This is a genomic window from Acidobacteriota bacterium (assembly GCA_018001935.1).
In the GTDB taxonomy this organism is placed as follows: Bacteria; Acidobacteriota; JAAYUB01; order JAAYUB01; family JAAYUB01; genus JAGNHB01.
In genome coordinates this window covers 84,402-96,993 of sequence record JAGNHB010000016.1, presented here as the reverse complement: position 1 = coordinate 96,993, position 12,592 = coordinate 84,402, and the positions used below count along the sequence as shown (strand labels likewise).

The window sequence follows — 12,592 nt, the reverse complement described above, 5'->3', positions numbered from 1 at the left end:
ATCATCGCGACGGGTACTCACCTGAAGGAACTCTTCCTCGTCCCGCATCTGGCCGCTTCCTCGGGTGTTCCCTCTTAATTTCTTGCTCGGTTTGACAAAAACTCTATTTAGAAGGTACTAAACCCCTACAGCCTTTCCCTTCACTTCCCCCCCGATGAGGACGAGGACCGAGAGGCAGATGACGGCGTAGCCCGCGAGAGCGCCCCAGGTGAGGCATTCGCCCCACGCGGCCCAGGCCACGAAGCCGGCGATCATGGGCTCGGACAGGGTGGCGGTGGCGACGCGCCCCGCGGGGAGATAGAGGAGGGCGTTGTTGAGGAGGGAGTGGCCCACCAGGGTGGGGACGAGGGCCATGAGGCCGAAGCAGAGCCAGTTGCGGCCCGAATGGGCGAAAACCGGCGCCCCCTGGGCCAGCACGATCGCGAAACAGACCGCCGACGCCACCCCGTACAGCGCGGTCACGTAGGCCATGTTGGGCAGCTCCCGGCGGAGGCGCCGCCCCAGCAGGAAGTAGCCTGAAAAGAAAAGGGCGCACACCACGGCCAGGAGGTCCCCCCGCAGGTGCTGGGGGTTGAAGCTGAAATCGCTCCAGCTGAGGACCGCCACGCCGGCCAGGCCGGCCCCGATGGAGAGGAGCAGCCGGGGGCCGGGTCGCTCCCGGAAGAACAGGAACTCCGCGGCGGCGGTGAACACGGGGTTGACGGAGAAGAAGATGGCGGCGTTGGCCACCGTGGTGCACTGGACGGCGGCGATCCAGGTGTAGAGGTGCAGGGCCAGCATGGCGCCCGCCAGGGTCAGGAGCCAGCACTCACGGCGGTCCAGGGCGGCCAGCCGCCGGAGGCTCTTCCCCGCCAGGAGCGCGAGGACGGCCGAGGCGAGGCAGAGCCGCCAGGCGGCGATGACGGCCGGCGGGGCGTCGCCGATGCGGACCAGGTTTCCCGACTGGCTGGCGGCGACGAGGCCCACCGCCAGCCAGAGCCAGACCCGCGCCGGGGCCCCGGGGTGCGGCGTCACCTCCCCTTCTTTTCCTTCGGGGGTGCGGGGGCGGCTTTCGGCGGCGGCTCGAAGCAGCGCCGGCACCGGGCCTCGTAGGAGTCCGCCGCGCCCACCACGATCCGCTCGTCGCTGTCGATGAGGCGCTGGGTGTAGTAGGCCGGGGAGCCGCACTGCATGCAGATGGCCGCGGCCTTGGTGACGTCCTCGGCGATGGCCATGATGTGCGGCATGGGGTCGAAAGGACGGCCCAGGTAGTCCTTGTCGAGCCCCGCGACAATGACGCGCTTGCCCATGTCCGCCAGGGTGTTGCAGACGTCCACGATGCCGGCGTCGAAGAACTGGGCCTCGTCGATGCCGATCACCTCGGTCCGGGGGCGGAGCTTCTCCATGACTTCCGCGGAGGAGGTGACGATGTCCGCCTTGAAGCGCATCTCGCTGTGGCTGACGATGTGCTCCTCGGCGTAGCGGTTGTCGATGGCGGGCTTGAAGACCTGGATGCGCAGCCGGGCGATCTCGGCGCGCTTGAGGCGGCGGATCAGTTCCTCGCTCTTCCCGCTGAACATGCTCCCGCAGATGACCTCGACCCAGCCCATCTGGCCCCTGAACGACTTTTGCATGAGAACCTCCTTCCAACCCGGATCAACCGGAAAAAGAACCACAGAATACACGAAATCGAAGGAAAATGAACCACGAACCACACGAAAAACACGAACGAAGAAATTCGGAGCCGAAGTGTCGTACCTGCCGCATTCTCGCCCCGTGTGGGCCGAGCCTGCCGTGCCCTCACCCCGCCGGCCGGGAGGGCGCTCCGGAGCACAGTTCACCTCCGGCGGCGCGCGGGGGAATTGAATGCCAACCTCATTTACTCAAGAACGTCTCCAGTTCCCCGAAGGAATTGAAAACCCGGTCGCAGCAGCCCAGGACCCAGCAGGAAATCTCCGTCAACGGCAACGAGGTGACCATGTAGACGGGAATCCCGCGGTGCCGGGCCAGGGTCAGCTCCCCCGGGGTGCCGCCGCCGCTGCGGCAGGCCGGGTCCCAGAAGCAGATCACGCCATCCGCGGAGGCCAGGTGCTCCAGGTCCCAGTGGATGATTTTACGCATGGTCCGCTGGAACCGTGCGAAATCGGTGGTCCGCCAGTCCCGGAAGTGTTCCCGCTCCTCGTCCGTCAAGGGTTTGGTCTCGTCGGTGGCGGGGTTGTAGGCCTCGCAGCCCGGCAACCCCTCCAGGAAGGCCTCAACCCGGGCCCTCCAGCCGAGCCCGCCGTCCGGCGCGTGCTCGATGGCGCCCGCGAGGTAGAACACCTGCCGCTTCGCTTCGTCCGCCAGCTGTTTCCCGCTCATCCCGATGACCTCCGTCAAGACACCATCCCGAAAAAGACCACGAAATCCATGAAATGCGCGGACAGGCTTCCGGGGCCGGGGCGTGAAGCTCAAGGCAGCCACGATTCACCGGGCCGGATGCTGACCCCCTTCAGCCTAAACCGCGAATAGCCTGTTCCTCGGCCGCATCCCCGGCGCCCCGTTTTTCTTTGCGGTCTTTACGCCTTGGCGACATCAAGATCCGGATCGGCGCTCGCCAAGGCGCCAAGCCCGCAAAGGAAGACCGCAGATTGCGACAGCGACAGCGACAGCGATTGCGACAGCGACAGCGATTGCGATTGCGACTGCGATTGCGATACCGATACCGATACCGACCCCGATGAGAATTCCTCCGGACCTACAGCCTACAGCCTACAGCCTATAGCCTATAGCCTATAGCCTATAGCCTACAGCCTTCTCCCTCAGCCCAACATATCATTCCCGGGGGGGCAAATCCACCATTCCCTCCTTGACAAGCTTCCCCCAAACCGGGACAATCGGCCCCATGAAATACCGGAAGCTGTCCATCCTGATGCCGGTCTTCAACGAGATAAGCACCCTCGAGACCGTCGTGGACCAGGTCTTCGCGGCCCGGTTGCCCGAGGGCATGGACCGCGAGCTGATCCTCGTGGACGACGGGTCCACCGACGGCACGCAGCGTCTCCTCCCCGGCATCGAGGCCGCCTTTGCGCCCCGGTGCAAGGTTCTCCGTCTCCCCCGGAACCGGGGGAAGGGGGCGGCCCTCAGTGCCGCCATCGAGGCGGCGCAGGGCGACATCGGCATCGTGCAGGACGCCGACCTGGAGTACAACCCGGCCGAGTACCGCCGGATCCTCAAGCCGATTCTCCGGGGCGACGCCGACGTCGTGTACGGCTCACGCTTCCTCGCGGCCCGCTACCGGCGGGTGCTCTACTTTCGCCACTCCCTGGGGAACCGCTTCCTGACCTTCTTCTGCAACCTGTTCACGGACCTGAACCTGACGGACGTGGAGACCGGCTACAAGGCCGCCAAGATGTCGATCCTGAAGTCGATCCCGATCCGCTGCCGGCGGTTCGGCGTCGAGGTGGAGCTGACCTCGAAGTTCGCCAAGCGGGGGTGCGCCATTTACGAGGTCCCCATCTCCTACCGGGGGCGGACCTATTACGAGGGGAAGAAAGTCCGGGCCTGGGACGGCGTCAAGGCCCTCTTCACCACCCTGGCCTTCTGGTGCGTGGACGACGCCTACAAGGGGAGTCACGGGGAGGCCATCCTCAAGCAACTCGAGCAGACCCGGCGGCTCAACGCCTGGATGTACCGGCAGATCCACGCCCACGTGGGGGAACGGGTCCTCGAGACCGGGTCGGGGATCGGCAACCTGACGACCTTCTTCACGGGGCGCCGTTCCCTGGTGGCCACCGACATCGACCCCGCCTACCTGGAGATCCTGGAAAACCGCTTCGGTACCCGCCGGAACGTCACGGTGCGGAAGCTCGACATCGCCGCCCCGGAGGACTTCGAGCCCCTCCGGGGCCAGGTGGACACCGTGATCTGCCTGAACGTGCTGGAACACGTCGACGACGACCTCCGGGCGCTCCGGCACTTCCACGAGGTCCTTCCCCCCGGCGGGAAGCTGATCCTCCTGGTCCCCTGGGGGCGCTGGCTCTACGGCTCCCTCGACCGGGTCCTCGAGCACCGGCGCCGCTACACGCGCAAGACCCTGCTGGGCGTCTGCGCCCGGGCGGGTTTCGAGGTCGTCAACGTGAAAAGGTTCAACAAGATCGGTGTCCCGGCCTGGTTCGTGAACGGGAAGATCTTCCGCCGGACGGGGTTCGGGCGCTTCCAGCTCAAGGTCTACGACATCCTCATCCCCCTCTGGCGGTTGATCGACAAGGTCCCGGGACCCCCGGGGCTCTCCCTCATCGTCTTCGCCGTGAAACCCCGCGACGGCAAGACGGGCGATGCCTAGCCAGGCCCTTCGTCGCTGCTGCTGATCCTGCGGTTGCTATCCGGAACCGCAGAATTCGCAGAAGATGAGCAATACTGACACCCCCGCAAAAAGTCGCATGTTACCCGCGAATCACGCGAATGAACGCGAATCAGAAATCAACAATCAATAGATATGATTCGTGTTATAAATTCGCGTATATTCGTGTTATTCGCGGGAAATCCCCCTTTCGCGACTTTTTGCGGCCGCATCAATGCGGACGGTTGCCGCGGGTCGGGGCGGGCTCGACCGGCCGTGCCGTTTCGGTCGTCGGGGGAAATGGGCGCGTTACCCCGGGATGGAGTCCTGGAGGTTTTCCCGGGGGGGGATCTCCACGCGGTAGAGGTGCATGGGGGTGCTGAGCCCCCGGAGCGAGACCGGCCCCAGGCTGGCCACGGGATAGACGTTTTCCATGAGCCGGCAGGTCAGCTCGCCGATGACGATCTCGCCGGCCTTGGCCACGGACGACTCGATGCGCGAGGCGATGTTGACCGTGCTGCCGAGGACGGTGTAGTCCATGCGGCGCTCGGAACCGATGTCGCCGGCCACCACCTTGCCGCTGTTGATGCCGATGCGCATCTGGAGGGGGACGGACAGCATGCCCGACCGGTTGATCTCCTGGATGGCCTGGAACATCTCCACCGCGGCCATCACGGCCCGCCGGGCGTGGTCCTCCTGGGCCAGGGGGGCGCCGAAGATGGCCATGACGGCGTCCCCGATGTACTTGTCGAGGGTCCCCTCGTGGCGGAAGATGACGTCCGTCATGGCGGAGAAGTGGGTGTTGAGGACCCGGGCGACCTCGGAGGGGTCCATGCGCTCCGAGAAGGTGGTGAACTTCACCAGGTCCGCGAAGAGCACCGAGATCTCCCGCTCCTCGGTCTTCAAGTGGTCTTCGCCCCCGGCGCGGATCCGGTTGATGACGGAGGGGGAGTGGTAGCGCTCCAGGCGCCCCCGGATCGCCTTCTCCCGGGAGAGGGTGTCGTTGAGCCGGTACTGCTCGATGGCGATGGCCGAGATGACGGCGATGGTGGACATGAGGTCCAGGTCCCGCTGCTGGAAGAGGTTCTCGTGGATCAGCGAGTCGACGTAGATGATCCCGATGGTCTTCCGCTCGTCCCAGAGGGGGACGCTCATGCACGAGCGGATCTGCTGGATCATGATGCTCTCGTTGGTGGTGAAGCGCTGGTCCCGCATGGCGTTGGCCGTCAGGATGGAGACGCCGTCGCTGAACACCTTGTTCACGATGGTCCGGGAGAAGTTCATGTTGCCGCCCGACCCGTGCCGCCCGTGCTTGACCACCCGGGGGACGAGCTGGTTTTCCTGCTCGTCGTAGAGCATCAGCAGGCCGCGGTCCGGCTTGAGGTACTCGAACACCAGGTTCATGGCCTTGTCGAGGACGTCGTCGAGGGAGACGGACCCCACCAGGTTCTTGGCGGCGTTGAAGACCAGCTGGACCATCTCGTGGGGGTCTCGGGCCTGGGGGCCGGCCGGGGTCAGCATCCCGGTGGAACTGAGCCGGGAGATGGGGATGGAGATGGTCATCCCCGCGTCCATGTCGTACTCGTCGGAGAGGACCACCTGGCGGACCGCCGGGCTTCGGAAGAGGAGGGCGAACTCGCCGAGCTGGATCTTGTCGCCGTCCTTGAGCGGGTGACGCTCCTGGGCCGACTCGGTGCCGACAAAGGTCCCGTTGGCGCTCTTCATGTCCTGGATGAAGTAGTTGGCGCCGTCCAGGAAAACCCGGGCGTGCTGGCGCGAGATCATGGGGAAGGGGAGGACCAGGTCGCAGTCGGGGGCGCGGCCGATGACGCAGGCGGGCTTCGTCAGGAGGAAGGACCGCTTCTGATCGGCGACGTTGTACTCGAGAAAAGGGCGCTCAGTCAAGGCTCAACCTCTCGCCGACCCGGCAGATGCGGAAATCGAGGCCGTCGGCGGCCGACAGTTCCGCCCGGATCTGCTCGCAGAACTGCGTTTTGTAGTGGGTGATGTAAAGGGGGACCTTCCGCGTCAGCTTTTTCAGTTCGCCCGCCAGGAGGCCCGGGGTCATGTGGCCGGTGGACAGGGCCAGTTCGCGCTGGCTGTCCGGGAAGGAGACTTCGATGAAAATCCCCTTGAGGTTCTTCAGCCGGTTGGCTTCCATCCAGATCGCGTCACAGATGGACGTGTCGGAGGAGAAGAGGACTTCCTGCCGCTTCTCGAGGTCGCGCAGGATGACGCCGTAGGTGGGGACGGGGTGGTTGACGGGGAACAGGCGGAACGCGTAGCGGCCGATGGTGACCGTCTCCAGCGGTTCCACGTCCACCGTCTGGAAGAAATCGCTGGAGATGCTGGGGAGGTCCGGCCAGAACACGTTGTTGAACATGTGTTTCTTGAGCATGGCCACGTTGTGGGCCGTGGCGTAGATCCGGGGGGGCTGTTTCCGGATCCCCATGTTCTCGATGGTGAACAGCGGGAGGGTGGCGATGTGGTCGATGTGGGTGTGGGTGACGATGACCGAGTGGATGCGGCACTGCTCGTCCGGGTGGAGCCCCAGCGCGATGGCGCCCGCGTCCACGGCGATCTCGCCGTTGACCACGTAGGTGCTGAGGATGAACCGTTCCGAATTTTCGCCCGGGTAGGTGCCCAAGACCTGAACTTCCATCGGGTGCCTTCTCCTCGGAAACCGGCGGGTCGCCTCTGGAAAATATACCACACTCTTTCGGGGAACGGACGATCATTTTTCCGGCGGCGCCGCCCGGGCGTTTTGAATCGCCGCGGCGCCGCGGTAATCTATGGATTGAACTGCGCGGGGGAAGACGCTACAATAGCCCCCGAGACAAAACCACACGGGAGGAGAGACCATGCCGATCGTACTGCCGGAACTGCCTTACGCCAAGGACGCCCTCGAGCCTGTCATCAGCGCCCGGACCCTCGAATTCCACCACGGCAAGCACCACAACGCCTACGTGGTGAACGCCGTCAAGCTGGTCGCCGGGACGCCCCTGGAAAACGCCGACCTCGAGACCGTCGTCCTCGAGGCCGCCAAGGACCCCGCGAAGGCCGGCCTGTTCAACAACGCCGCCCAGGTCTGGAACCACACCTTCTACTGGCACTCCATGAAGCCGGGCGGCGGCGGGGCGCCCACCGGGCCGATCGCCGACAAGATCGCGGCCGCCTTCGGGTCGTACGAGAAGTTCGCGGAGGAGTTCAAGAACGCGGGGGCCACCCAGTTCGGGAGCGGCTGGGCCTGGCTGGTCCTGGACGGGAACGACCTGCGGATCGTGAAGACCGGCAACGCCGACACGCCGCCCGCTCACGGCTGGAAGGCCCTGCTGACGGTGGACGTCTGGGAGCACGCCTACTACCTGGATTTCCAGAACCGGCGCCCGGACTACCTCGCCGCCTTCGTGGACAAGCTCGTGAACTGGGATCACGTCAACCGCCTGCTTCAGTGAGGGGACCATGCCATCACGACGGATTCTGATCCTGTTCGCCCTGGCCTTCGCCGGCGTGGCGGGAAGCGTTGCCGCTCAGGGGGCGGGCGCGGCGCCGGCCCCGTTCGCTGCCCGCGATTTCTCCGCCCTCGTCGGCACGCCCGGGTTCAGCCCGGCCCTCCTCGAGAACCACTTCAAGCTCTACCAGGGGTACGTGAAGAACGCGGGGGCCCTGGTCGAGGAACTCGACCGCCTGCGAAAGGACGGGAAGGAACGGACCCCGGCCTTCGCCGAGTCGAAACGGCGCTTCGGCTGGGAATTCAACGGCATGCGCCTCCACGAGCTCTTTTTCGAAAACCTCGGCGGCAAGGCGCCCCTCGCGGAGGGTTCCCCGCTCCGGAAGCGCCTGGAGACGGATTTCGGTTCGTTCGACGAGTGGCTGAAGGACTTCCGCGCCGCCTGCCTGATGCGGGGCATCGGGTGGTGCGCCCTGGTCCTGGACCCCGTCTCCGGCCGCTTGATGAACGCCTGGATCAACGAGCACGACGGCGGGGTGCCCGCCGGCTGCCGCATCCTGCTGATCCTCGACGTTTTCGAGCACGCCTTCCTGACCGACTACGGCCTGGACCGGGCGAAGTACCTGGAAGCCGCCCTGGCGGCGGTGAAGTGGGAGGAAGTGGAGCGTCGGTACGGCGGCGGGCGTCCCTAGGCGCGGGGGCGTCCCGACACGCCGCTCCGGTGAGGATGGTATCGTGGAAGGGGTGCCGGCACCCGGTGCCGGCACCCCTTTCGAGTTCACGATCGAATGCCGGCGGGATGCCGGCGCTCCCGCTTGTTGCAGTTTCATCAAGGAGGAATCATGCGTGCTTCACGTTGGGTGACCGTGGCGGCCCTGTTCGCCCTCACGGGGTCAGGCCTGTGGGCTTCGGATTGGAAGTACAACTACTTCAAGGGGATGGACAAGTTCCGTTCGGGGGACTACAAGGCGGCGGCCCGCTACCTGGAGTCGGCCCTCCAGGAGAAGGGGGAGGACTGCATCGACTGCCTCCGGGAGGAGGGGATGTTCTACACGGATTACCTCCCCCACTACTACCTGGGGCTGGCCTACGCCTCGTTGAAACAGCCGGAGAAGGCGCTGGAAAGCCTGGAGAAGCTCGAGAAGAGCGGGTTGCTCTCCCGGGGGCGGGGGTTGGGGCCGGCCTCCCGGCTCCAGTTCGAGCTCGCCCTGTCCAACGCGCGCCTCTCCCGGGAGCGGTCGGCGGCCCGGGCGGGGGGGGACAAGGCGTCGGAGACCCGGTACCTCAACTGCATCCGGGAGCCGGTGGTGATCTCCCGCTTCTATGGCATCACGGTCCGGATGTGTTTCGACCCGTCGGCGGCGCCCAGCATCGAGGCGGAGTACGACCGTTCCGCGGTGGTTCTGGACGTGGAGACGCTCACGGTCAACCAGGGGAGGATGCCCGAGCGCGCCGTCAAGATCCTGAAGGAGTGGGCGACCATCCGCCGGGACGAGCTCTCGTCGGCCTGGGAGGACCTGGGGCACGGCAAGCGCCCGTCCGTGATCCCCCTGGACTGAGGCGAACCGGATCGCCACGGGTCTCGCCCCGCGGGACCGGGTCCGCTTCCCTTTTCGCACCGGCCGCTGCAAGGGCCGGTGCATTTCCCTCCGGGTGGAGCGACACAGCCCCGGCCGTTCCGTGATACACTCCCCGGGAATCCATGCGGAGGGAGGGTGAGTGCCCGTTATCGAGTCCCTGTTGAGCCTCGTGGTCTGGGCGGTGGCCATGCTGGGAGTGGCTTGGCCGACGGAGCGGCTGCTGCGGGCCCTTCTCCCCCCCGCCCCCGCCCGTGACCGCACCCCCCTGTTCGCCTTTTCGGCGGGGCTGGGGCTGGCCCTCCTCTCCACGGTCGTCTGTTTCGCCGCCATGCTCGGGGCGCTGAAGACCCCCGTGCTGCATGTCCTGACGGCGGCCGTGCTGGCCGCGGGGACGGGACGCCTGGCCCTGATTCTCTTCGGCCGGGCGCCGAACCCCCTGGCCGGGCTGGGGCCCTACGCCGCGGTCGCCCTGGCGGCGGCCGCCTCGTTCCTCCCCTTCCTCTCCCTGCCCCCCGTGGCCTGGGACGCCCTGGTCTACCACCTCGAGGTTCCCCGCCAGTACCTGCTCCAGGGCGGCATGGTGGAACTGGCGGGGAACAACTACGCCTACTTCCCCACCGGCACGGAGATGCTGTTCCTCCTGTGCCTGAAGTTCTTCCCGCCCTTCTCGACCCAGGTCGTCCACGCGGGCTTCCTGCTGCTGACCCTCCTCGCCCTGGGGGAGACCGCGGCGTCGTCGGGGGCGCTCTCGCCGCGCCCGCGGACCCCCCTCGCCTTGCCGCTGGCGGCGGCGGTTTTCCTCCCCTCCGTCTGGCTGAACGCCGCGGTGCCCTACATCGACATCACCCTGATGTTCTACGTGACACTGGCCGCTTCCGGGCTGTACCTCTTCTTCAAGACCTGCCGGAGGGACCACCTGCTCCTGGGCCTGGCGGCGGGGGCTTTCCTGCCGGCGGTCAAGTACACGGGGCTCTTCTGCCTGGCGGTCCTGGCGGTCGGGGGTGCGGCGGCGTGGCGGGTCCGAAAGGGTCGCCTCCCCCTCCGGTGGACGGACGGGGTGTTCTTCCTGGGCGGCTGCGGCCTCTTTGCCGGGCCCTACCTCGTGCGGAACCTCCTCTGGACGGGCAGCCCGGTCTTCCCCTTCCTCGCGGGGGCGCTCGGATCCGGTTCGCCGTGGTGGACGCCCGAGCAGCAGGAAGTCTGGCGCCACTTCCTGGCCAACTACGGGAGCTTCCTGGGCGAACGCCTCCTCTACCCCCTCAATTACCTCGTGGCGTCCGTCTCGCCCGTTCTCAACGAGGACCGGATCTTCGACGGCGTCCTGGGGCCCTTCCTACTCTTTCTCCCCGTCCTCTGGCTGTTCCGCCGGCGGCTGGGGCGGGCCAACCTGTTCCTCGCCCTGACCGCGCTCCTCTACGCCCTCGTCTGGGGGGTCTTCCTCCGGCAGATGCGCTTCCTCTTCCCCGTCGTGCCGCTGATCCTGCTGCTCCTGGCCGGGACCGGCCGTTACGCGGCGCGGAAGGCGGTCAACCGCGCGGTCCTGTCCGTGCTGGCCGTCGTCTCGCTGACCTTCAGCGCGGCGGTGATCGTCCCCGAGCTGCGTTCACCCCGCTCGGAGTGCAAGACCGTGGCGTACTTCTCCCTGGACTACCTGCTGGGGCGCCAGACGACCCGCGACTACCTGCGCCGCACGCTGCCCGAGTACCGGTGCCAGGAGTTCCTCAACGGGCTGACTCCCCCGCCGGCCAGGGTCTGGGTCCTGTTCACCGGAAACAAGAACTTCTACCTGGATGCCCCTTACCGGGCGGATTACGTGACCGAGGACTACACCTTCCACCAGTGGCTCGCCCGGTCGAAAACGCCGGCGGACGTCACCCGGCGCTTCCGGGCCCTCGGGGTGACCCACCTCCTCACCCGGGTCGGCGGCATCCTCGACCCCGGCCTGTACATCGACAACCCCTCCCGCCGCGACCTCGCCCTCGCCTTCTTTCTGGGGGAGTGCCGCATCCTCTTCGAAGCCAACGGTTTCGCCGTCCTCGCCCTGAAATGAGAAGGCGGCCATTATTCTGACAAACGTCGCCCCGCGCGCCGTCCCGACGCGGCCCCAAAGTTCGTACGCGTCGTCCCGACGCGGACCACCAGCTCCCCCCAAGTCCCTCCCCCGCGCCGGGACGGCGCGTGCGAACCCCGAAGTTCCTACGCGTCGTCCCGACGCGGACCACATACCCACCTCTCCCCCGCGCAACCGCACCCCCTCCCCACCTTTGCTCCCCCCCTCCCCGGCGCACCATCACGAAGGAGGGGATAACCATGCGACCCCTCGCGCTCGCCGCGCTGGCGGCGATCCTGTGCCTCTCCGCGCCCGGGGCGAGAGTCCGAAAAAACGCGGGATTCCTGCACAAATTGAACCCCTGGCGGGGTTCGGGCCGCGGTCGAAGGCGAACTCCCCTCAGGGGCGGCGTTGTTGCACACATGGATCTCCTGGCGGAGATCGGGACGCAGGGACGGCGCGATGGACGCGGGGAGGGACGGTGAATGCGTTCAGGAACATTTTGGCGGAGCAGAAGACGTCCCACTACTCCGACGACGCCGAAGGCAAGCGCCGAATCTGTTGATTCCCACCCTGTAATTCCGAAAGTGGTCCGGGTGCATCTCCCAGAGGGAGTCGGAGAAGGCGTTGAGGAAGCGCCGGAGGGACCAGGCGGCGTCGGGGTCGCTACGGAGGCGGGACAGGAGGGGGAAGAAGGCTGTGAACACGCGGGAGAGGTCCCAGGGGAGGGAGTGGACGGTGGTGCGGACGAGGGGGAGACACCCGGGGACTTCGAACTCCCGCTTCATCGGCTTGATGGTGCCGCAGGCGCTGACGCGGCAGCGGCGCTCCGGCGGCCTGCGCGCCGCACGCTCCATCGGTCCAATCAACTTCAGGGCGCCGCTATGATCGCGCAACCCCCACGGATCGGCGCCTTGGCGGGAGCCTGCCCGGATGATGATCTCGCCAAGGCGCAGAGAACGCAAAGAAAATGGAGGCGGAAGATGGGCGCGGGATCATCGGTGGCACGGAATACGCGGGGACAGGTCGGCACGAACGTTTCGTGTCGGGCCGCGGGCGGGGAAGGATTCGTTTTCCCCGCACCCTTTCAGGGTGCGTTTTGAGGGCCTTCCGCCGCGTTCCGGGGGCGGCGACGCGGGCGCCCGGGACATGCGGCAACCCGCACGTTCGCGGCCGGCGCCCGCGCCTTGCCCCCGGCTGGGACGCCCCCT

General features: G+C 66.7%; 11 protein-coding genes. 5 read left to right on the top strand and 6 right to left on the bottom strand.

The genetic code is table 11. From position 1 onward, the window contains the following. Positions 1-117 precede the first annotated feature (117 nt). The 3 genes from KA419_08765 to KA419_08755 all read right to left on the bottom strand — a co-directional run bounded on the left by KA419_08765 (position 118) and on the right by KA419_08755 (position 2,340). A complete protein-coding gene (locus tag KA419_08765; protein MBP7866031.1) occupies positions 118-1,014 on the bottom strand; it encodes a DMT family transporter in 897 nt (298 codons plus the stop codon). Then, positions 1,011-1,613, bottom strand: a complete 603-nt coding sequence (locus tag KA419_08760; GenBank protein MBP7866030.1) for a thymidine kinase — start codon at positions 1,611-1,613, stop codon at positions 1,011-1,013. Before KA419_08760 ends, KA419_08765 begins: the two co-directional genes overlap by 4 nt. Before the next feature lie 241 nt (positions 1,614-1,854). Next, entirely contained in the window at positions 1,855-2,340 is a 486-nt protein-coding gene (locus KA419_08755) for a hypothetical protein (protein ID MBP7866029.1), read from the bottom strand. 523 nt (positions 2,341-2,863) lie between these two features. Between KA419_08755 and KA419_08750 the strand changes: the two genes are divergently transcribed. After that, positions 2,864-4,303, top strand: a complete 1,440-nt coding sequence (locus KA419_08750; protein ID MBP7866028.1) for a glycosyltransferase — start codon at positions 2,864-2,866, stop codon at positions 4,301-4,303. 306 nt (positions 4,304-4,609) lie between these two features. On the opposite strand, the gene KA419_08745 is transcribed toward KA419_08750, so the two are convergent. Both KA419_08745 and KA419_08740 read right to left on the bottom strand, forming a co-directional pair. Beyond that, positions 4,610-6,205, bottom strand: coding sequence for an FHA domain-containing protein (locus KA419_08745; protein MBP7866027.1), 1,596 nt, complete (start codon positions 6,203-6,205; stop codon positions 4,610-4,612). Further along, positions 6,198-6,962 (bottom strand): 3',5'-cyclic-nucleotide phosphodiesterase, encoded by a 765-nt coding sequence (locus KA419_08740; protein ID MBP7866026.1) that lies wholly within the window; start codon positions 6,960-6,962, stop codon positions 6,198-6,200. The genes KA419_08745 and KA419_08740 overlap by 8 nt, the downstream gene beginning before the upstream one ends. 199 nt (positions 6,963-7,161) lie before the next feature. Here KA419_08740 and KA419_08735 point away from each other — a divergent pair, with 199 nt between their 5' ends. From KA419_08735 to KA419_08720, 4 genes are all read left to right on the top strand, one after another. Continuing rightward, positions 7,162-7,755 (top strand): superoxide dismutase, encoded by a 594-nt coding sequence (locus tag KA419_08735; protein ID MBP7866025.1) that lies wholly within the window; start codon positions 7,162-7,164, stop codon positions 7,753-7,755. 7 nt (positions 7,756-7,762) lie between these two features. Next, positions 7,763-8,443, top strand: a complete 681-nt coding sequence (locus tag KA419_08730) for a superoxide dismutase (GenBank protein ID MBP7866024.1) — start codon at positions 7,763-7,765, stop codon at positions 8,441-8,443. Between the two features lie 150 nt (positions 8,444-8,593). Continuing rightward, a complete protein-coding gene (locus KA419_08725) occupies positions 8,594-9,310 on the top strand; it encodes a DUF4160 domain-containing protein (protein ID MBP7866023.1) in 717 nt (238 codons plus the stop codon). A gap of 160 nt (positions 9,311-9,470) precedes the next feature. Beyond that, on the top strand, positions 9,471-11,381 hold the full coding sequence (locus KA419_08720) for a hypothetical protein (protein ID MBP7866022.1): 1,911 nt from the start codon (positions 9,471-9,473) through the stop codon (positions 11,379-11,381). A gap of 491 nt (positions 11,382-11,872) precedes the next feature. On the opposite strand, the gene KA419_08715 is transcribed toward KA419_08720, so the two are convergent. After that, the gene (locus tag KA419_08715; GenBank protein MBP7866021.1) at positions 11,873-12,238 is read right to left on the bottom strand and encodes a hypothetical protein; all 366 of its coding nucleotides are present in this window, start codon (positions 12,236-12,238) and stop codon (positions 11,873-11,875) included. Positions 12,239-12,592 lie beyond the last annotated feature (354 nt).